This window comes from Hydrogenophaga sp., assembly GCF_030373225.1.
Lineage (GTDB): Bacteria > Pseudomonadota > Gammaproteobacteria > Burkholderiales > Burkholderiaceae_C > Hydrogenophaga.
In genome coordinates this window covers 81340-102008 of sequence record NZ_JAUCZG010000008.1, presented here as the reverse complement: position 1 = coordinate 102008, position 20669 = coordinate 81340, and the positions used below count along the sequence as shown (strand labels likewise).

The following is a 20669-nucleotide window of genomic DNA, read 5'->3' as shown; positions in this document are numbered from 1 at the left end:
CGCGCGCCCCGCCGCAGCCCGGCTCAGCCGCCGTGCTGCGGCTGCAGCAGCGGCACGCGGTTGATGGCCATGGCGGCGGCGGCGGTGCGGGTTTCCACGCCGAGCTTGGCGTAGATCCGCTCCAGGTGTTTTTTCACGGTGGCGGGGCTGGCACCCAGGATGTCGCCGATGTCGCGGTTGATCTTGCCCTTGACCACCCAGTACAAAACCTCGGCCTCGCGCGCGGTCAGGCCGAACGCGCCGGCCACGCTGGAGAGCACGCTGGCGTCCGAGGTTTCCTGCATCACGATGAGCCAGTCACCACCGGCATCGGCATCACCGTCCTCGTCGCCCACGCGCTGGTGCAAGCGGAACGTGAGCCGGCGCGGGCCGTTCTCCAGGGTCAGGCGCGGCGGCTCGCGCTGCTCGCTGGCTTCTCCGAGGTGGCGGCGCAGCCACTGCAGCACCGCTGGCGGCGTGGTGGGCGATTCGGTGCCGCAGTGGTTGCGCAGCAGTTCACGCGCCAGCGGCGTCTGCCACATCAGGCGGCCGTCGCTCTCGCGCACGGTGATGGTGGCGTAGCCGAAGGCATCCAGCGCGTTGCGCGCCTGGCTGCGCTCCACCGCGCCCTGGCGCACGTGCCGGGCGGTGCGCAGGTGCACGCCCATGCGCGCCATCACCTCGCGCGGCTTGATCGGTTTGGTCACGTAGTCGGCCCCGCCCGCATCGAGCGCGGCGACGAGGTGCTCGGTCTCGGTCAGTCCGGTCATGAAGATGATGGGAATGTGCGCGGTGGCCGGCTGCGCCTTGAGCCGGCGCGCCACTTCGAAGCCGTCGATGCCGGGCATCAACGCATCGAGCAGCACCACGTCGGGCAGGGCCTGGGTGGCGCGTCGGATGGCGCTCTCGCCGTCCAGGGCCACCAGCACGGTGTAGCCGGCCTCGTCCAGCGCGTCGTGCAGCGGCGCCACGTTGTCGGGCACGTCGTCGACGATCAGCACGATGGGCTGGTCGCCATGCGGCAGGGGCATGGGCGCCGCCGGCATGTTGGCGGTTCGGCTGGACACGGTCTCAGACATGGCGTTGCAGCAGTTGCTGTTCGATGGCGTCAAAGCGGAACTCGCGCGCGAGCGTTCGCAGTTGCTGTGCGAACGCGGCCTGATCGGGGTGTTCGTGCACCCAGTCGTCGAGCCACTGCACGATGCCCTTGTAATAGCCCAGGCGCACGAGTTCGAGCAAGGGCACCCATTCGTGGCTGCGGGTGATGGCGGGGTCTGTGCCGGCGGGTTGGGTCGACACCGCAGCGGCGGCCGGCGGCGCGAGTTCGATCCACGCCAGCCGCAGCCGCAGGCCGAGCCAGCCCACCAGGTCGTCGCGCCGCACCGGCTTCACAAAGAAGTCCTGCGGCCGGTGACCCAGGTGGCCGTCGCCGTCGATCTGCGGGCCCTTGTCGAAAGCATTGGCCGACACGATGGCCAGCGGCACCGCGCTCCAGCCCGCGGCACGCAGGCGGCGCATGGTTTCCCAGCCGTCGATGCCGGGCATGGCCAGGTCCATGAACACGGCGTCGGGTGCACCGGCGGCACCGGGTTGCAGGCCCTCGAGCAGCGCCAGCGCGTCCAGGCCGCTGGTGGCCAGCATCACCTCGAAGCCCAGCGGCTCCAGCCAGCGCTGGATCAGCTCGCGGTCGGCTTCTTCGTTGTCGACCACCAGCACGCGCCGGCGCGGACCCTCGTAGCCGATGTGGCCGGGCAGCGCCAGCGGGCGCGGCAGCACCGCACCATGCACCTCGGGCAGAAAGAGGCGCACGGTGAACACCGAACCCGCGCCGGGCTCGCTGCGCACGGTCATTTCGCCACCCATGAGATCGGTCAGCATCTTGGCGATCGTCAGGCCCAGTCCGGTGCCGCTGGACGGCCCGGGCGCAGCGGCTTCGTTCTGTCCGCGCGCAAACGGCTCGAACACGCGCTCGAGATCTTGCGCCCGCATGCCCGGTCCGGTGTCGTGCACCTCGAACTGCGCCATCTCGCGGGCGTGCGTCACGCGCAGGCGCACCTGCCCGGTGCGGGTGAACTTCACCGCATTGCCCAGCAGGTTGATGAGGATCTGGCGCAGCCGCTTTTCGTCCGCCCGCACCGTGTCGGGCAGGCGGCTGCCGGTCTCGAAAGCGAAGCGCAGGCCCTTGGCGCTGGCCTGCAGTTCGAACATGCCGGCCACCTCCTGCATGGCGCCGGCAAAGGCCATGGGCCGCACATCGAGTGCGAGCTTGCCGGACTCGATGCGCGCGATGTCCAGCGTGCCCTCGATCAGCGAGAGCAGGTGCTCACCCCCGCGGTTGATCACCCGGATCGCCTGGGCCCGGTGCGGTGCCAGGCCGGTGTCTTCCTGCAGCAGCTGCGCGTAGCCCAGGATGCTGTTGAGCGGCGTGCGCAGCTCGTGGCTGATGGTGCTGATGTAGCGCGTCTTGGCCTGGTTGGCCTGTTCCGCGGCCCGTCGCGCCTGCTGCAGGGCCTCGTCGGTGAGGCGGTGCGACTCGATCTCCTGCAGCAGCAGGCGCGTCTGGCGGTTGGACTCCTCCTGCGCCACCTCGCGGCTCTTGTGCGTGAGCACCAGCCACCACGCCACCGTGGCCGTGATCAGCAGCAGCACCGCATACACCCGCAGGAAACCCGAGCGCAATGCGGCATCGAGCAGGCCGGCGTTGGCCGCCAGCCCCATGCGCTGGGCGATGGCCTGCACCTCCTGGCGGTACAACAGGCCGAGCACCGCAGCGAGCACCGGCGCCATCACCAGCATCAGCAGCAGGTAATGCGCCAGGCCGGCTTCGAGGTAGGGCCAGATGGAGCGCGGCAGCACGCGCCGCAGCGCACCCATCCACTGCTCGGAGAGTTTCGCGTGCGGTTTGCACAGGTCTCCGCAACGCGCGTCGAGCGTGCAGCAGAGCGAACAGATGTGCCCCTGGTATGCCGGGCAGTGGGCCATGTCCGGCCCCTCGTATTCGCGCTCGCAGATCACGCAGGTGTGGACACGCTCTGCAAGCTCGCCGCCAGCCCGCGCAATGTAGTACCGGCCCTGGGTGGCCCAGGCGATCAGCGGCGCCGTCACAAACGCCGTGACCATCGCAATCACGGCCGAGAACGCCTGCGCTGTCGGCCCCATCAAACCCATGTGGGCGGTGATCGACAGCACGGAGGCCAGCACCATGGCACCCACGCCCACCGGGTTGATGTCGTACAGGTGGGCGCGCTTGAACTCGATGCCCCTGGGGCTCCAGCCCAGCGGCTTGTTGATCACCAGATCGGCCACCACCGCCATGATCCAGGCGATCGCGATGTTGGAGTACAGGCCCAGCACCTGGCCCAGCGCCTGGAACACGTTCATCTCCATCAGCATGAAGGCGATGAAGGTGTTGAACACCACCCACACCACGCGCCCCGGGTGGCTGTGGGTGATGCGTGAGAAAAAATTGCTCCAGGCCAGCGAACCGGCATACGCATTGGTGACGTTGATCTTGAGCTGCGAGACCACGACAAACAGTGCCGTGGCCGCCACCGCCCAGCCGTAGTCGGCGAACACGTATTCGTAGGCCGCCAGGTACATCTGGTTGGGGTCCACCGCGCGCTCGGGCGGCACCATGTGGCTGATGGCCAGATACGCCAGCAGCGCACCACCGAGCATCTTCACCACACCCAGCAGCACCCAGCCCGGCCCGCCCGCCAGCACACCGGCCCACCAGCGCAGGCCCTTGCCGGGCTCCTGTGCGGGCATGAAACGCAGGTAGTCGGCCTGCTCGCCCATCTGGGTGATGAGCGCGATGCCCACGGTGAGGGCTGCACCAAACAGGTGCCAGTCAAACACCGCTCCTGCACCGGATTCGCCCCCATAACGCACCACGTTGGTGAATGTTTCGGGCGCCATGACCGCCACCGCCACAAAGGGCACCACCATCATCACCAGCCACAGCGGCTGGGTCCACATCTGGAAGCGGCTGATCACCGACACCCCGTGCGTGACCAGCGGAATGACCACCACCGCGCAGATGAGGTAACCCCAGGCGGGCGGAATGTCGAGCGCGAGCTCCAGCGCGTAGGCCATCACCGCCGCTTCGAGCGCAAAGAAGATGAAGGTGAAGGTCGCGTAGATCAGCGAGGTGATGGTTGAGCCGATGTAGCCGAAGCCCGCGCCGCGCGTGAGCAGGTCCATGTCGACCCCGTAGCGGGCGGCGTACACGCTGATCGGCAGGCCGGCGAGGAAGATGATCAGGCCGGTGCACAGGATGGCCAGCGCGGCGTTCACAAAGCCGTATTGCACCAGCAGCGTGGCGCCCACGGCTTCCAGGATCAGGAAGGAGGCGGCGCCGAATGCCGTGTTGGCCACGCGCCATTCGCTCCATTTGCGAAAGCGCTGCGGCGTGTAGCGCAGCGCGTAGTCCTCCATGGTTTCGCTGCCCACCCAGTTGTTGTAGTCGCGGCGCACGCGGGTGATGCGCTGGGGCGCATCCATGCCGGGTTCCTGCCCGGCGGTGGCGGCAGGCGTGGCTCTGATGGGAACAATGGGGATGGTCGTCACGCCACGTTTGTGCAGCTTTCGTGCCACACCGGTGCCCGGGGCACGGGACTTGCTGACCTGAAGCGTCAGACACCACCGACCCGCACGCACCGCCATGGAACTCACGCCCCGCGAAAAAGACAAGCTGCTGATCTTCACCGCCGCCCTGCTGGCCGAGCGGCGCCAGGCACGGGGTCTGAAGCTCAACTACCCCGAAGCCGTGGCGCTGATCAGCGCGGCCGTGATGGAAGGAGCGCGCGACGGCAAGACCGTGGCCCAGCTCATGAGCGACGGGCGCAACGTGCTCACCCGTGCCGACGTGATGGAGGGCATCGCCGAGATGATCCCGGACATCCAGGTCGAGGCCACCTTCCCCGACGGCACCAAGCTCGTCACCGTGCACCAGCCCATACCTTGAAGCATCCCCATTCCCCGGAGACCCGCATGAGCTCTTCTGCCCTGATCAAACGAAGCCTGTTCGCCGTCGCGCTCGCCACCCTGTCGTTTTCCGCCGCGGCCCACGTGGGTGGCGCACACGACCACGGCGGCCTGCTCACCGGCTTTCTGCACCCCATCACCGGGCTGGACCACCTGGCCGCCATGCTGGCTGTGGGCGTGTGGAGCGCCATGACCACGCGGCGCCTCTGGGTTGCACCGCTGTCCTTCGCGGCCTTGCTGCTGGCGGGCGCGCTGCTTGCACAGGCCGGCATCGGTTTCCCGGCGATCGAACCCATGATCGCCGCCTCCCTGCTGGTGGTGGGACTGCTGCTGGCTGCGCAGGTGAAGCTGCCCGAGGCGGCGGGCGCGGTGCTGGTGGGCACCTTTGCGTTGTTTCATGGCGCAGCCCACGGACAGGAGCTTGCCGATGGCGCAGCGCTGGCCGGCATGGTGCTGGGCACCGCTGCGTTGCACGGGGTGGGCATCGCCATGGGTCTGGGTCTCCAGCGCGCCAACCACTGGGCACCGCGCGTGGCCGGTGGCGTGGTCGCCGTGATGGGCTTGAACATGGGCTGGTCGCTCATCGCTGGCTGAAACCGAGGAGGCACCGAATGATCCCCGGCGAACTCTTCACCGACGAGGGCGTTCACACGCTCAACCCCGGCCGGCGCACGCTCACCCTGGTGGTGAAGAACAGCGCCGACCGCCCGATCCAGGTCGGCTCGCACTACCACTTCGCAGAGACCAACGGCGCGCTCGATTTCGATCGCGCGGCGGCTCGCGGCATGCGCCTGAACATCGCCAGCGGCACGGCCGTGCGTTTCGAGCCTGGCCAGCAGCGAACGGTGGAGCTGGTGGACTACGCGGGTGCGCGCATCGTGCACGGCTTTCGCGGCCTCGTTCAAGGGAAGCTCTGACCATGGCCACGATTTCAAGAAGCGCCTACGCCGACATGTTCGGCCCCACCGTGGGCGATCGCCTTCGCCTCGCCGACACCGGCCTGATGATCGAAATCGAACAGGACTTCACCCTCGCCGCTGGCGGTTACGGCGAAGAAGTCAAGTTCGGCGGCGGCAAGACCATCCGCGACGGCATGGCGCAATCGCAAAGAACGCGCGCCGAAGGCGCCGTGGACACGGTCATGACCAACGCCGTCATCGTCGACCACTGGGGCATCGTCAAGGCCGACATCGGCCTCAAGGACGGACGCATCGTGGCCATCGGCAAGGCCGGCAACCCCGACACACAACCCGGTGTGGACATCGTCATCGGCCCGGGCACCGAGGTCATCAGCTGCGAAGGCAGCATCGTCACCGCCGGTGGCATCGACTGCCACATCCACTTCATCTGCCCGCAGCAGGTCGACGAGGCCCTCACCTCGGGCATCACCACCATGCTCGGCGGCGGCACGGGTCCTGCGACCGGCACCTTCGCCACCACCTGCACGCCCGGCCCCTGGCACATCGAGCGCATGCTGCAGGCGGCCGACGGCCTGCCGATGAACCTGGGCTTTTTCGGCAAGGGCAACGCCAGCCTGCCCGCCGCCCTTCACGAGCAGGTGAACGCCGGCGTGATCGGCCTGAAGCTGCACGAAGACTGGGGCACCACGCCAAGCGCCATCAGCAACTGCCTCGATGTGGCCGAAGCCACCGATATTCAGGTCGCCATCCACAGCGACACGCTCAACGAATCGGGGTTTGTGGAGAACACGATCGCGGCCACCAAGGGGCGCAGCCTGTGCGCCTTCCACACCGAAGGCGCCGGCGGCGGCCACGCGCCCGACATCCTGCGTGTGGTGGGCGAGGCCAACTTTCTGCCCAGCTCCACCAACCCGACCATGCCCTACACGGTCAACACGCTCGACGAACACGTGGACATGCTCATGGTGTGCCATCACCTCGACGCCGGCATCCCCGAAGACCTGGCCTTTGCCGAGAGCCGCATCCGCCGCGAAACGATTGCCGCCGAGGACATCCTGCACGACATGGGCGCCATCAGCATGATGAGCAGCGACAGCCAGGCCATGGGCCGCGTCGGCGAGGTCATCATCCGCACCTGGCAGTCGGCCGACAAGATGAAATCGCAGCGCGGCAGCCTGCCCGGCGACGGCCCGCGCAACGACAACTTCCGCGTCAAACGCTACATCGCCAAGTACACGATCAACCCGGCCATTGCCCACGGCATCTCCCACATCGTTGGCTCGCTTGAAGTCGGCAAGTGGGCCGATCTGGTGGTGTGGAAGCCCGCCTTCTTCGGCGTGAAGCCCGCGCTCGTCCTCAAGGGTGGCAGCATCGCGCTGGCCGCCATGGGCGACCCCAACGCGTCCATTCCCACGCCGCAGCCGGTGCACTACCGGCCCATGTTCGGCAGCTTCGGCGGCGCCATGGCCCGAAGCAGCCTCACCTTCGTCTCGCAGGCGGGTCTGGCGGCCAGCGTGGGCGAACGCTTCGGGCTGCAGAAAACCCTGTCCGCGGTGCAGGGTTGCCGCGGCGTGACCAAGGCCGCCATGGTGCACAACCACCTGCTGCCCCGGATGGAGATCGATCCCCAAACCTATGCCGTGCGCGCCGACGGTGTGCTGCTGACCTGCGAACCCGCCAGCCGGCTGCCGATGGCACAACGCTATTTCCTGTTCTGAACGACACCCCATGTTGCAAGCCTCCCGACTCATCCCCCAGGGCCATGGCCTCGCCAGGCCGCTGGTGCAGCGTGCCGCACACCTGGATCTCGACTGGGACATCCGCCAGAAAAGCCGCTTCGACACCGTCGCTTCCGACGAACGCCACGTGGGCGTGTTCCTGCCACGCGGCACCGTGGTGCGGGGTGGCGATGTGCTGGTCACCCAGGACGGCTCGCTGCTGCGTGTGGTGGCCGCGCCCCAAGCGGTGTTGCGCATCAGCGCCTGCCCCGACCACCCGGCGCAAGACCAGGCCTTCGACCTCATGCGCGCCGCCTACCACCTGGGCAACCGGCACGTGCCGATCGAGTTGCAACGCGACCACCTGAAGATCGAGCCCGACCATGTGCTGGCCGCGATGCTGCGCGCCATGCACCTCACAGTGGTCGAGGTGCGGGAGCCCTTCGAGCCCGAGGCCGGCGCGTATGGTGGCCACGGTGCCGGCGCGGGCGACACCCACGTTCATGCCGCCCGGGACGATCACGGCCACGCGCACCACAGCCATGACCACGGCTGACGGGGCCCTGGCCCCGCGGCGAACGGCAGCCAGCCTGCTGCAGATCCTCTGGCTGGCGTCTCCCGCCCTGCCGGTGGGCGGCTTCTCGTATTCCGAGGGGCTCGAATCGGCGGTGGAGGCGGGTCTGGTGCACGACGAAGCCAGTGCAGCGGCCTGGCTCACCGACCAGCTGCAGCTCGGCCTGGCCCGCAGCGACCTCGCGGTGGTGGCCCAGGCCATCCCCGCGTGGCAGGCGAACGATCTTGTGCGCATCGCAGCACTCAACCATTGGGTACTGCAGACCCGCGAGACGCTCGAGTTTCGCCTGCAGAGCGAACAGATGGGGCGTTCCCTGATGGAGTGGGCGCGTCAACTCGGCGCGCTGGGCAGCGGTGTCTTCGAGCAGCTTCAGTCCGCGCGGCTGGACCCACCCACCTACCCCGTGGCCTGCGCCTGTGCCGCCGCCCGCAGCGACGCCAGCGTTCACGACAGCCTGCTGGGCTACGCCTTCGGCTGGTGCGAGAACATGGTGCAGGCAGCCGTCAAGTCGGTGCCGCTCGGACAGAGCGCCGGTCAACGCATGCTGGCGCGCCTGGCGGGACAGATCCCCGCGGCCGTCGACCGTGCCATCGCCCTGCACGACAATGACCGCCAGGCCTTCCTGCCCTTGCTGGCCATCCATTCCGCCCGACACGAAACCCAGTACTCACGCCTGTTCCGCTCATGACCCCCCTGCACCACATTCCCCGCCGCACCAAACACCTGCCACCGCTGCGCGTGGGCATCGGCGGCCCGGTCGGTTCGGGCAAGACCACGCTGCTCGAGATGCTCTGCAAGGCCATGCGCGACCGGTACGACCTGATTGCCATCACCAACGACATTTACACCAAGGAAGACCAGCGCATCCTCACCGTCAGTGGTGCGCTGCCGGCCGATCGCATCATGGGCGTGGAGACCGGTGGCTGCCCGCACACCGCCATCCGCGAAGACGCCTCCATCAACCTGGAAGCCATCGACCGCATGCTCGCCGAGTTTCCCGACGCCGACGTGGTGTTCATCGAGAGCGGCGGCGACAACCTCGCTGCCACCTTCAGCCCCGAGCTCAGCGACCTCACCATCTACGTGATCGATGTGGCCGCGGGCGAGAAGATTCCGCGCAAGGGCGGACCCGGCATCACCAAGAGCGACCTCTTCGTCATCAACAAGACCGACCTCGCACCGCACGTGGGCGCCGATCTCGAAGTGATGAAGGCCGACACGGCCCGCATGCGGCCCGACAGCGTTCGCCGGCCCTGGGTGATGACCAACCTCAAGACCCTGGACGGTGTTGACGAGGTGGTGCGATTCATCGAGACGCGCGGCATGCTGTGCAGCGAAAGCAGCCAGCCGGAGCCGGCGTGAGCGGGTACGCAGGCTAAAATCGTCGCCTTGCAACCGCATCCGGAGACGTGGGTGAGTGGTTTAAACCAGCAGTCTTGAAAACTGCCGACCCGCAAGGGTCCGTGAGTTCGAATCTCACCGTCTCCGCCAGACCATTCAAGGGCCTTGAGAAATCAAGGCCCTTTTTTGGTTTTCTGGCGCATCTGGTTGCCGGCGTGATGGCCCTGTGCACAAGCGCCCGACGGCGCGCCATCCGCCATGGCGTCGTCGCCTCCACCGCAGCTGGGCAAGCCGGCCGGGGCCGCACGCTTCGTGGGACCTCAACGCCTGGACACCAACACCCGCGTTGGATGGAGGGCGTCCTTGGCATGGTGTCGAAGGGCCGGCAGCACCTCCCTGCGCCGATCGGATCAAGGGCCCGCTGGACGAGGTGCGCAAGCCTTCGAGGCGGCCTCAGTCCGCCAGAAACAGGGCCTGCAGGTCGCTGAGGAAATCGAAGCCGCGCTCGGTGGGCCAGACCCGCGCGGCATCGCGTTCGATCAGCCCCTTTTGAAGCGCCTGCGCGAGGCCGGGCTCGATGCTGGAGAGCGGCAATCCGGTGCGCTCCATGAACTGCTGAAGGGAAAAACCTTGCCTGAGTCGCATGGCGTTGAGCATGAATTCGAACGGCAAGTCCGCGCGCGAGACTTCCTCGGCACTGACCACGGCGTCGCCGGCCAAGGCGCGCTCCATGTACAGGCGAGGTTCGCGCACGCGCACCGGGCGCGCGATGCGGTGGGCAAAACTCAGCTTGCTGTGGGCGCCGGCGCCGATGCCCAGGTAGTCGCCGAACTGCCAGTAGTTGGTGTTGTGCCGGCTGTGGTGCCCGGTGCGCGCATAGGCCGACACCTCGTAGCGCTGCAAGCCCGCCGCGCCGGTGAGCGCGGTGATGCGGTCGAGCATGTCCCAGGCCTCGTCCTCGGGTGGCAGGGCTGGCGGGTATTTGGCGAACACCGTGTTCGGCTCGAGCGTGAGGTGGTAGATCGACAGGTGAGGCGGTGAGAACCCCAGCGCGGTGCGCACATCGGCCTCGCAGTCGGCCAGTGTCTGCCCGGGCAAGGCGTACATCAGGTCGAGGTTGAAGGTGTCGAAGGCCTGCGCGGCCTCTTCCATCGCGGCCATGGCCTGGTCGCGGTCGTGCACCCGGCCCAGCGCCTTCAGGTGGACGTTGTTGAAACTTTGCACGCCAACCGACAAGCGCGTCACGCCCGCGGCGCGAAACGCCCGAAAGCGGTCCTTCTCGAACGTGCCCGGGTTGGCTTCCAGCGTGATTTCGGCATCCGCGTCGAGGCGCAGCAAGGCACGCACCTCAGCCAGCAGACGGTCGATGGACTCGGGGGAAAACAGGCTGGGCGTGCCGCCGCCAATGAAAACACTGTGCACCGTGCGGCCCCAGATCAAGGGCAGCGTGGCCTCCAGGTCGGCGCGCAAGGCGTCGAGGTAGCGCGCTTCGGGCAGCGCCTGCCCAGGCGCTGCGGTGGCGCTCCATTCGTGCGAATTGAAATCGCAATAAGGACACTTCTTCAGGCACCACGGCAGGTGGATGTAGAGCGACAGCGGCGGCAGGCTCTGCAACTGCAGTGTGCCGGGGCGCATCCAGTGACGAACATCGTTCCAGCGCGCGTCGCCAGGCAACACTGCCCTGGCCGGCAAACCGCCGGGCCAGGCGACCGGCACCGGCTTGTCGGCACTCACGGCGTGGGCCTGGACTCGGGCGCCGGTGCGAACCAGCGTTCGCGCATCAGCGCCAGCATCTGTTGCGCCGCGCGACCGCGGTGGCTGTTGGCGTTCTTCACCTCGGTGGGGAGCTCGGCAAAGGTCTTGCCGAACGCCGGCAGGTACATCACCGGATCGAAGCCGAAACCATTTTGTCCGACGGGCTGCTGCGTGATGAGCCCCGGTGCGCGGCCGGTGGCCACCAGCGGTTCGGGGTCGTCGGCGCTGCGCAGGGCCACCAGCGTGCTGACCAGCGCTGCGCGGCGGTCGCTTTGGCCCTGCATCTGCTCCAGCAAGGCCCGCACGTTGTTGTCGTCGCCCTTTTCGTAGCCGAACCGGGTCGCATAGAAGGCCGTGTCGACGCCCGGCAGGCCACCGAAAGCCTCCACGCACAGTCCGGCGTCGTCGGCCAGGGCGGGCAGCCCGCTGACTTGAGCCGCGTGACGCGCCTTGGCCAGCGCATTTTCCACAAAGGTGCGGTGCGGCTCGGGGGCCTCGGGAATGCCCAGGTCGGCCTGGCACACCAGCTCGATACCCAGCGGCGCGAACAGCGCCTGCAGCTCGGCGAGCTTGCCCTTGTTGTTCGACGCCAGAACCAGCTTCATGCCTTTGTGGTGCCCAGCGTTTGCTTCTGCAGGGCCACCAGCTCGCCAATGCCCTGTTCAGCCAGTGCCAGCAATGCATCCATTTCGCGGCGGGTGAAGGCCACGCCCTCGGCCGTGCCCTGCACTTCCACAAAGTGACCGGCGCCGGTCATCACGACGTTCATGTCGGTGTCGCAAGCCGAGTCTTCCACGTACTCCAGATCGAGCAGTGGCGTGCCTTGCAGAATGCCCACCGAGATGGCGGCCACGTGGTCCTTGATGGGAGAGGCCGCGATTCTGCCGTCGGCGATCAGCTTTGAAACTGCGTCGTGCGCCGCCACAAAGGCACCGGTGATGCTCGCGGTGCGCGTACCGCCATCGGCCTGGATCACATCGCAGTCGAGCGAAATGGTGCGCTCGCCCAGGGCCTTGAGATCGAACACGGCGCGCAGCGAGCGCCCAATGAGGCGCTGGATTTCCTGTGTGCGCCCGCTTTGTTTGCCCTTGGCGGCTTCGCGATCGCTTCGGGTATGGGTCGCGCGCGGCAACATCCCGTATTCGGCGGTCACCCAGCCCTCCCCGCTGCCGCGTTTGTGCGGCGGCACCTTTTCTTCGACCGATGCGGTGCACAACACCTTGGTGTGACCGAACTCGATCAGCACCGAGCCTTCGGCGTGCATCGTGTAACTGCGGGTGATGCGCACAGGGCGCAGGGCATCAACGGCCCGTTGGCCGGGTCGGGAAACATCGCTCATGGGAAAACCTCAGGTGTTGCGTTCGGCCGTGCGGCGGATCGCTTCGTTGATTTCGGCGATCGATTGTTCGATCGCTGCGTCGTCCAGATCCTCGATGGTCGAGTCTGGTGTGCCCGACTGGATGGTGGAGGCGAACACGCCGTCCTCGATGTCCTCGGTGGACACGCGGGTGCTCTGGAATTCGTCGGCCGTCTCCCACTCCATGGCGAGCACGGTGACGTTGTCGCAGCGCGGGCCGCCCCGCTTGAGCGCCAGCTCCACCAGCTCCGGCACGGCCTGCTCCAGGGGGCGCTTGGACAACTCGGACGTGATTTCTTCGTCGGTCACCGTGCCCCACAAGCCGTCGGAGCACAGCAGCACCCGGTCACCTTGCAGCAATTGCACAGGACCCGACAGGTCAAACACCGGCTTGGCGGGTGAACCCAGGCAGGTGAAGAGGATGTTGCGGTTGATGTGCTCGGTGGCGCGCCCCAGGTGCGCTTGCTGCTCCATGTAGGAGTGGTCGCGCGTGCGGGTCAACATCTCGCCATTGCGCACGACATACAGTCGCGAGTCACCGCAGTGCACCCAGTACACATGGCCACGCTCCATGACGGAAGCCACCAGTGTGGTGCGCGGCGTGTCCAGCATGCCCTTCTCGGCGGCGTAACGGATGATCTGGTGGTGTGCGGCCATGAGCGCACTGGAGAGAAACTCGGGCACCTCCCGCACCGTTGGATTGGCCGCTTTCTGGAAGTAGGCCGAAAACGTCTGCAGGGCCAGCTGGGCCGCCATGGCACCTTCAGGATGCCCGCCCATGCCATCGGCCAGCACGAAAAGGCCGGACTCCCGGGTGTAGGCATAACCCATGCGGTCTTCATTGCGCTCCCGCCCACCCTGGCGGCTGATCTGATAGACCGAAAATTTCATCGAAACTTGGTGCCGGCGTTGGTGGATTTCCGCAGGGATTTCTTGTTGTCCGAGACGATGTTGTCAAACTGCAGCCGCATTTTTTCGGCCACCGTGAGCTTGGTGTAACTGCGCTCGGTCTCGCGGCTGAGTTCTTTCTGCAGCGCAAACACCGACTGCGGACGCGACAAGGGATCCAGCGACATGCACCATTCGACCACCTCGATCAGGTTGTCGGAGTAGACGCCGCGCAGGCGGGACAGCGCCAACGACAGGCGGTCTTTTTCCAGTCGCTGCGGCGCGTCGTTCGGTGGGTAGCCCTGCATGCTGGCGTAAATGCAGGCGCCAATGGCGTAGATGTCGGTCCATGGGCCCATGCTCGAATCGCGCCGGTACATCTCGGGTGCTGCGAAACCCGGCGTGTACATGGGACGGATGAAGTTGCCTTCCTTGCTCAGCACTTCGCGAGCTGCACCGAAGTCGATCAGCACTGAACGGTTGTCATCGGTCACGAAGATGTTGGCGGGCTTGATGTCCAGGTGGAGCATCTTGTGCTGGTGCACGATGCGCAGTCCGCGCAGAACTTCGTCGTACAGCGAGCGGATGGTCGATTCGCGGAAGACCTTCTGCTTCTTTTGCTCCCGTGCGGTGATGATGAATTCCTGCAGGGAGGCGCCCTCCAGAAAATTCATGACCATGTAGACGGTCTCGTTCTCCCGGAAGAAATTGAGCACGCTGACCACCGAAGCGTGCGAGATCTGCGCGAGAGCGCGGCCCTCTTCGAAAAAACTCTTGAGTCCGAGGCGGTAGAGCGAGAGCTTTTCGGGCTGCACCTGGGGCAGCAGTTCGCCGGGGCCGCGCGAGGCCAGAGACGAAGGCAAATATTCCTTGACCGCGACCTGCTGCCCTTCGGTGTCCACCGCGAGGTAAACCACGCCAAAGCCACCCGCAGCCAGCTTGCGAACAATGCGGTAACCACCAATCACGGTGTCCGGCGGGAGCGGTGCGGGTTTGACCTTTGACATAATTCGAGATGGTTTCCGGAACGCCTCGTTTTGGACCACTCAACCTGACGGGCGAAGTGCAATGGCAGTTTACAGCATGACCGGCTATGCAACGGCCCACCTGGGCGGGCCCACAACTGCCGCGAACGCAGAGCCGGCGCGCGATCCGAAGCCGGGTCTGGGTTTGGAGATCCGCTCGGTCAACAGCCGCTTTCTCGACCTCACTTTCAAATTGCCCGACGACCTCCGCGGATCGGAGCCCGCCTTGCGCGAACTGCTGACATCGCGTCTCAAGCGGGGCAAGGTGGAGGTCCGGGCCTGGATCGAAGGCCGCAGCGACGCCAGTCCGCGTTCACCCAGCGCGGTGGAACTCCAGAAACTTGTCGGCCTGCAGGACAACGTGCGCGCCTGGCTGCCCACCGCCGCACCCCTGTCTGTGTCCGAGGTGCTGCAGCTCACCTCACGTCAGCAGGGAAACCCCGGCGAACTCAACGATGGCCTTCAACTGCTGGCCGACACCGCCGTCCACAACCTGATGGAAGCACGAGCGCGCGAGGGCGAGCGCCTGGCGGCCATGTTGCTGGACCGACTGGGTCAGCTGCGACAACTCGCCCGGGACGCGCAACCCTTGATTCCCCTGCTGGTGGCCCAGCAGCGCCAGCGCTTCATCGATCGCTGGAACGAGGCCCTGGCGGCGGGTGGCGCGTCGGCCACGGGCAATTCGGTCACGTCGGACATGGCCAGCGACCGCGCCCTGACCGAAGCCACCGCCTTCGCCATCCGCATCGACGTGGCCGAGGAGCTGACCCGGCTCGACTCTCACCTGACCGAAATCGAACGCCTGATCCACAAAGGTGCCGAGGTCGGCAAGCGGCTGGATTTCATGATCCAGGAGCTGCATCGTGAAGCCAACACCCTGGGCTCGAAGTCATCCAACCTGGAGCTCACCCGCATATCCGTGGACATGAAAGTCTTGATCGAACAAATGCGCGAGCAAGTCCAGAACATCGAATAAGCATGGAATACCCCGGAAACCTGTTCGTCGTCGCAGCCCCCAGCGGGGCCGGCAAATCCAGCCTGGTCAAGGCGCTGATGGAGCTCGACTCCCGCGTGGTGCCTTCGGTCTCGCACACGACCCGGCCGCCGCGCGGCCAGGAGCTGCACGGCCGCGAGTACTACTTTGTGAGCAAGGAAACCTTTGATCACATGGTCATCCAGGGTGCGTTTCTGGAATGGGCCATGGTGCACGGCAACCGCTACGGCACATCCAAGCTGGCGATCGAGCAACGCATGGCGCAAGGAGCCGACGTGGTGCTGGAGATCGACTTTCAGGGTGCGATCCAGGTCAAGCGCATCTTCCCCAACGCGGTGCTGATCTTCATCCTGCCGCCAAGCTGGGAAGAGTTGCGCTCGCGCCTGGAGCGCCGGGCGGAGGATTCTGCCGACGTGATCGAGCTGAGGCTGCAAAACGCCGCCGCCGAGATGACCCATGCCCGGGAATTCGACTTCGTTATAATCAACGAGCTGTTCGAGCGGGCCCTGTTTGATCTCAAGGCCATCGTCCATGCCCAGCGGCTCAAGTTCGCCGCCCAGCGTATCGCCCGCGGCGATACCTTCAAAGCGCTCAACATCCTCTGACCCCAAGCCCGTTTACTGGAGCCCGCCCATGGCACGCATCACCGTCGAAGACTGTCTCGAAAAGATCCCCAACCGCTTTCAGCTCGTGCTGGCGGCGACCTACCGCGCCCGCATGCTGAGCCAGGGCCATGCCCCCAAGATCGAAAGCAAGAACAAGCCCGGCGTGACCGCGCTGCGCGAAATCGCCGAAGGCAAGATCGGCCTCGAAATGCTCAAGAAGGTTCCGCTCTGACCCGGGCTTGAATCAATTGAAGGAAAACACCGCACTGCGGTGTTTTTTTTTGCCCGGACACCGCGCTGCCGGCAATCCCTCACCGGATCGAGCGGGTCGCTGCACCGCCGGCGGCGGCCGAAGCGATCACACGCTAAAGTACCGGGATGTCCACCATGGCCGAGAACGGCTCACTTCTGTCTTCGGACGATCAGGCCCATCCAGCGGCCAGCGCAGCCGCGGCCAGCTTTGCCGGACTGCTCTCGAAGCTGGACTACCTGAGCCCCGGCGACATCGAGAACATCCGGCGGGCCTACCGGTTCGCCGACGAGGCGCATCTGGGCCAGTTGCGCAAGAACGGTGATCCCTACATCACCCACCCGATTGCGGTGGCTGCCCAATGCGCCGAGTGGAAGCTCGATGCACAGGCGCTCATGTCGGCGCTGATGCACGACGCGATCGAAGACTGTGGCGTCACGAAAGAGGAACTGGTGGAGCGCTTTGGTGCACCGGTTGCCGATCTGGTCGACGGGCTCACCAAGCTGGAGAAGCTGGAGTTCGACACGCGGGAGCAGAACCAGGCCGAGTCGTTTCGCAAGATGCTGCTGGCCATGGCCAAGGACGTCCGCGTCATCCTCATCAAGCTGGCCGACCGCACGCACAACATGCGCACCATGGGCGACATGCCGCGCAGCAAGTGGCAACGCATCAGCAGCGAGACCCTCGAGATCTATGCGCCGATCGCGCACCGCCTGGGCCTGAACTTCACCTACCGCGAATTGCAGGACCTGGCGTTTCGCTTCCTGCACCCCTGGCGCTACGAGGTGTTGTCCAAGGCGCTCAACAAATCCCGCAACCGCCGCCGCGACCTGATCTCCCGGGTGCAGAAAGAGGTGGAGGGCGTGTTCGCCCGGCAGGGCATGAGCGTGCGCATCATGGGTCGCGAAAAGACGCTCTACTCCGTCTATCGCAAGATGGACAACAAGCACCTGTCTTTTTCCCAGGTCACCGATGTCTATGGCTTTCGCATTGTTGTGCCCGAACTCACCGATTGCTACACCGGACTCGGGGTGCTGCACCAGCTCTACAAACCACTGCCCGGCAAGTTCCGGGACTACGTGGCGATCCCGAAGGTCAATGGCTACCAGTCGCTGCACACCACCCTGATCGGCCCCTTCGGCACCAACATCGAGTTCCAGCTGCGCACCCACGCCATGGACGTCGTGGCGGAGTCCGGCGTCGCGGCGCACTGGCTCTACAAGGCCAGCGAGCCAGGCAGCGACATGTCGCAGCGGCTGGGCACGCAGTGGCTGCAATCGCTGCTGGACATCCAGCAGGAAACCCATGACGCCGGGGAGTTCTGGGACCACATCAAGATCGATCTGTTCCCCGATGCGGTCTATGTGTTCACGCCCAAAAGCAAGATCATGGCCCTGCCGCGCGGCGCCACGGTGATGGACTTTGCTTATGCCATCCACAGCGACGTGGGCAACCACACGGTGTCGGCCCGCATCAACGGCGAACAACGGCCACTGCGCACGGAGCTTGCCAATGGCGATGTCGTGGAGGTGATCACTGCAGAGAGTGCGGAACCCAATCCCGCGTGGCTTTCGTTTGTGAAGACCGGCCGGGCACGATCCAAGATCCGCCATCACCTGAAGACCGTGGCGCAGGAGAAGTCGCACGAACTCGGTGAACGCATGCTGAGTCAGGCGCTGCGGTCGGAGGGCATTGCGGCCCTTCCCACCGAGGACGGGGAGTACCAGAGCACATGGGAAAAACTGCTGCGCTTCACCGGCAACAAGTCGCGGGAAGAGCTGCTGGCCGACATCGGCATGGGCAAGCGCATCGCCAGCATGGTGGGCAAGAAACTGGCGGTTCTGCTGTCTGAAACCGGTCTCAAACCCGACGCGCTGCTGATCAGCACCGAGCGTTACGCCAGCGGTCGCGACGAATCGGCATCCCAGGGCGTCGTCACGCTTGACGGCAGCGAGGGACTGTCGGTGCAATACGCGCCGTGTTGCAGGCCGATCCCGGGGGACCGCATCGTCGGCTACCTGGGCAGAGGTGAAGGACTGGTGGTGCACGCTGAAGACTGCCCGACCGGCAAGCGCCTGCTGCTGCGCGACAGCGAGCGTTTCCTCGAGGTTGAATGGGCCGACGAGCCGGTGCGCTCCTTCGAAACCACAGTGGTGGTCACTGTCACCAACGGCAAGGGCGTGCTGGCCCGGGTGGCGTCCAGCATCGCGGCGGCAGAGGCCGACATCACCCATGTGGACATGGGTGACGAGCCTGCCCAGACCGCCACCGACATCCGGTTTTCCGTGTCGGTACGCGACCGTCAACACCTGGCCGACGTGCTGCGCAGCCTCAAGCGCACCAGCTCGGTGATCAAGGCGCAGCGCTTCAAGCCCGTCAAGGCCTGATCAGCTGGGCGCGGTCGGGATGGGGTAACTCACCGACAACACCTCGAGTTCCTGGGCTCCCCCTGGCACCACCAGCCGCACCACGTCGCCCACCCTGGCCTTGAGCAGGGCACGGGCCACCGGCGACACCCAGCTGATCTGACCCTGCGCGCTGTCGGCCTCGTCCACACCGAGAATCGTGACAGTGGTCTCAACCCCCGCCTCATCGGCATAGGTGACGGTCACGCCAAAGAAGACCTGATCGCCACCATGATGGAGCGATGCGTCCACCACCTCGGCCACTTCCAGCCGACGCGTGAGAAAACGGATGCGCCGATCAATCTCGCGCAATCGCTTCTTGCCGTACAGGTAGTCACCATTTTCCGAACGGTCGCCATTGCTCGCCGCCCAGTGCACGATCTCGACCATCTTGGGTCGCTCGTCGTCCATGAGCGTGAACAGTTCGGCACGCAGCCGGTCATAGCCCGCACGCGTGATGTAGTTCTTCCCGCCGGCCACTGGAGCGACTTCGGGAAGATCGTCATCCTCGTCCTGATCGGATTCTTTGGTGAATGCCTTGCTCATGGTGGCCTCTTGCCGTCTGGCGCTCTTTCGACGGCAGAAATGAAAAAACCCGCAGCTTGTGGCTGCGGGTTTTTTGTTTGGTGCGGCTGGCAGGAATTGAACCCACGACCCCTTGGTTCGTAGCCAAGTACTCTATCCAACTGAGCTACAGCCGCGAAGCCTTGCATTGTAGCAGGGTTTTTTGGTAGGCCGTGTTGGACTTGAACCAACGACCAAAGGATTATGAGTCCTCTGCTCTAACCAACTGAGCTAACGGCCCGGAAGGCGGGATTGTAGGGCCGGCCACGGTTCGCTCTATTTGTGGTGACTCAAGGCGTTGCCCACCAGCTTGGCAGTGACATCAACGATCTGGATCATGCGTTCGTACGGCATGCGCTGGGGGCCGATCACGCCGAGCGTGCCGACGATCTGTCCGTCCACCTCGTAGGGTGCCGTGACCACCGACAGGTCTTCGTAGGGCACCACCTGGCTCTCGCCACCAATGTAGATGCGCACACCGTCCGCTTGCGCAGAAACGTCGAGCAGGCGGATGAGCTGGGTCTTTTGCTCGAACAGATCGAACATGCGGCGCAGATTGCCCATGTCGCTCGAAAACTCGGTCACCGACAGCAAATTGCGTTCGCCCGACACGACCACCTCGTCTTGTGCCGCGTCGCCTTCGGCACCAATGTCCACCGCTGCCTTCATGAGATCGGCGATTTCACCGCGCAGCGCGTCAACCTCGTTCTTCAGCCGCTCCCGCACCGCCTCCATGGTCAGCCCCGAGTAGTGGCTGTTGAGGAAATTGGCTGCCTCGAGCAGTTGCGGCTGGGTGAACGTGGCCTGTGTGTGGATGATGCGGTTCTGAACCTCGCCTTCGGGCGAGACGATGATCACCAGCACCCGGCGCTCGGACAGGCTGAGGAATTCAATGTGGCGGAACACCGTGGCGCGACGCGGGGCCGTGATCACGCCGACGAACTGCGACAGGCTGGAGAGCATGTTGGCCGCATGGCTGATGACGCGGTGGGGCTGGCCCGCCTCGATGCCCGGCGTCGACATTTCGCTCACTGGCGAAAGCCCCTCGCGGCGCACGGTGAGCATGGTGTCGACAAACAGGCGGTAGCCGCGGGCGGTGGGGATGCGTCCTGCCGAGGTGTGGGGGCTGGCGATGAGTCCGAGTTCTTCCAGGTCGCTCATCACGTTGCGGATGGTGGCGGGCGACAGCTCCATGCCCGCCGCGCGCGCCAGGGTGCGCGAACCCACGGGCTGGCCGTCGGCGATGTATCGCTCGACAAGGGCTTTGAGCAGCAGCTTCGCACGTTCGTCCAACATCGCTTCATTTTA

20 protein-coding genes and 3 tRNA genes are annotated in these 20669 nt (G+C 65.7%); 12 read left to right on the top strand and 11 right to left on the bottom strand.

What is annotated here, in order from left to right; translation table 11 throughout:
- Positions 1-23: 23 nt before the first annotated feature.
- Positions 24-1025, bottom strand: coding sequence for a response regulator transcription factor (locus QUV35_RS06860; protein ID WP_300871952.1), 1002 nt, complete (start codon positions 1023-1025; stop codon positions 24-26).
- A gap of 25 nt (positions 1026-1050) precedes the next feature.
- Positions 1051-4482, bottom strand: a complete 3432-nt coding sequence (locus QUV35_RS06855) for an ATP-binding protein (RefSeq protein WP_300871950.1) — start codon at positions 4480-4482, stop codon at positions 1051-1053.
- Between the two features lie 160 nt (positions 4483-4642).
- Between QUV35_RS06855 and QUV35_RS06850 the strand changes: the two genes are divergently transcribed.
- The 8 genes from QUV35_RS06850 to QUV35_RS06815 all read left to right on the top strand — a co-directional run bounded on the left by QUV35_RS06850 (position 4643) and on the right by QUV35_RS06815 (position 9668).
- Positions 4643-4945 carry an urease subunit gamma gene (locus tag QUV35_RS06850; protein ID WP_159604346.1) on the top strand — a complete coding sequence of 101 codons (303 nt, stop codon included), beginning with the start codon at positions 4643-4645 and terminating at the stop codon, positions 4943-4945.
- Positions 4946-4971: 26 nt separating this feature from the next.
- The gene (locus QUV35_RS06845) at positions 4972-5559 is read left to right on the top strand and encodes a HupE/UreJ family protein (protein WP_300871842.1); all 588 of its coding nucleotides are present in this window, start codon (positions 4972-4974) and stop codon (positions 5557-5559) included.
- A 17-nt stretch (positions 5560-5576) separates the two neighbouring features.
- Positions 5577-5882, top strand: a complete 306-nt coding sequence (locus tag QUV35_RS06840; protein ID WP_300871840.1) for an urease subunit beta — start codon at positions 5577-5579, stop codon at positions 5880-5882.
- Positions 5883-5884: 2 nt separating this feature from the next.
- The gene (gene ureC, locus QUV35_RS06835; protein WP_300871837.1) at positions 5885-7603 is read left to right on the top strand and encodes an urease subunit alpha; all 1719 of its coding nucleotides are present in this window, start codon (positions 5885-5887) and stop codon (positions 7601-7603) included.
- A 10-nt stretch (positions 7604-7613) separates the two neighbouring features.
- Positions 7614-8159: an urease accessory protein UreE gene (gene ureE, locus QUV35_RS06830; RefSeq protein WP_300871835.1), complete on the top strand. Its 546-nt coding sequence runs from the start codon at positions 7614-7616 to the stop codon at positions 8157-8159.
- Positions 8146-8865: an urease accessory protein UreF gene (locus QUV35_RS06825; RefSeq protein ID WP_300871831.1), complete on the top strand. Its 720-nt coding sequence runs from the start codon at positions 8146-8148 to the stop codon at positions 8863-8865. Before ureE ends, QUV35_RS06825 begins: the two co-directional genes overlap by 14 nt.
- Positions 8862-9539, top strand: coding sequence for an urease accessory protein UreG (gene ureG / locus QUV35_RS06820; RefSeq protein ID WP_300871829.1), 678 nt, complete (start codon positions 8862-8864; stop codon positions 9537-9539). Before QUV35_RS06825 ends, ureG begins: the two co-directional genes overlap by 4 nt.
- Before the next feature lie 41 nt (positions 9540-9580).
- Positions 9581-9668 (top strand) — tRNA-Ser (locus QUV35_RS06815).
- 303 nt (positions 9669-9971) lie between these two features.
- On the opposite strand, the gene hemW is transcribed toward QUV35_RS06815, so the two are convergent.
- From hemW to QUV35_RS06790, 5 genes are all read right to left on the bottom strand, one after another.
- Positions 9972-11153, bottom strand: coding sequence for a radical SAM family heme chaperone HemW (gene hemW / locus QUV35_RS06810; RefSeq protein ID WP_300871947.1), 1182 nt, complete (start codon positions 11151-11153; stop codon positions 9972-9974).
- A 95-nt stretch (positions 11154-11248) separates the two neighbouring features.
- Positions 11249-11878, bottom strand: coding sequence for an RdgB/HAM1 family non-canonical purine NTP pyrophosphatase (rdgB, locus tag QUV35_RS06805; RefSeq protein ID WP_300871826.1), 630 nt, complete (start codon positions 11876-11878; stop codon positions 11249-11251).
- The gene (rph, locus tag QUV35_RS06800) at positions 11875-12612 is read right to left on the bottom strand and encodes a ribonuclease PH (RefSeq protein WP_300871823.1); all 738 of its coding nucleotides are present in this window, start codon (positions 12610-12612) and stop codon (positions 11875-11877) included. The genes rdgB and rph overlap by 4 nt, the downstream gene beginning before the upstream one ends.
- Before the next feature lie 9 nt (positions 12613-12621).
- Complete coding sequence (locus QUV35_RS06795) at positions 12622-13521, bottom strand: protein phosphatase 2C domain-containing protein (RefSeq protein WP_300871820.1); 900 nt, start codon at positions 13519-13521, stop codon at positions 12622-12624.
- A complete protein-coding gene (locus tag QUV35_RS06790; RefSeq protein WP_069047259.1) occupies positions 13518-14525 on the bottom strand; it encodes a serine/threonine-protein kinase in 1008 nt (335 codons plus the stop codon). The genes QUV35_RS06795 and QUV35_RS06790 overlap by 4 nt, the downstream gene beginning before the upstream one ends.
- A gap of 61 nt (positions 14526-14586) precedes the next feature.
- Here QUV35_RS06790 and QUV35_RS06785 point away from each other — a divergent pair, with 61 nt between their 5' ends.
- The 4 genes from QUV35_RS06785 (at position 14587) to QUV35_RS06770 (ending at position 18779) form a co-directional block, all read left to right on the top strand.
- Positions 14587-15519 (top strand): YicC/YloC family endoribonuclease, encoded by a 933-nt coding sequence (locus QUV35_RS06785; protein ID WP_300871817.1) that lies wholly within the window; start codon positions 14587-14589, stop codon positions 15517-15519.
- 2 nt (positions 15520-15521) lie between these two features.
- A complete protein-coding gene (gene gmk / locus QUV35_RS06780) occupies positions 15522-16142 on the top strand; it encodes a guanylate kinase (RefSeq protein WP_300871815.1) in 621 nt (206 codons plus the stop codon).
- Positions 16143-16170: 28 nt separating this feature from the next.
- Complete coding sequence (gene rpoZ, locus QUV35_RS06775) at positions 16171-16374, top strand: DNA-directed RNA polymerase subunit omega (RefSeq protein ID WP_056272051.1); 204 nt, start codon at positions 16171-16173, stop codon at positions 16372-16374.
- A 146-nt stretch (positions 16375-16520) separates the two neighbouring features.
- Positions 16521-18779, top strand: coding sequence for a bifunctional (p)ppGpp synthetase/guanosine-3',5'-bis(diphosphate) 3'-pyrophosphohydrolase (locus QUV35_RS06770; RefSeq protein ID WP_300871812.1), 2259 nt, complete (start codon positions 16521-16523; stop codon positions 18777-18779).
- On the opposite strand, the gene greB is transcribed toward QUV35_RS06770, so the two are convergent.
- From greB to hrcA, 4 genes are all read right to left on the bottom strand, one after another.
- Complete coding sequence (gene greB / locus QUV35_RS06765; protein ID WP_300871810.1) at positions 18780-19343, bottom strand: transcription elongation factor GreB; 564 nt, start codon at positions 19341-19343, stop codon at positions 18780-18782.
- Between the two features lie 78 nt (positions 19344-19421).
- Positions 19422-19498: transfer RNA gene (locus QUV35_RS06760), tRNA-Arg, on the bottom strand.
- Between the two features lie 27 nt (positions 19499-19525).
- Positions 19526-19602 (bottom strand) — tRNA-Ile (locus QUV35_RS06755).
- A gap of 35 nt (positions 19603-19637) precedes the next feature.
- A complete protein-coding gene (gene hrcA / locus QUV35_RS06750) occupies positions 19638-20657 on the bottom strand; it encodes a heat-inducible transcriptional repressor HrcA (protein WP_300871809.1) in 1020 nt (339 codons plus the stop codon).
- Between the last annotated feature and the right edge of the window lie 12 nt (positions 20658-20669).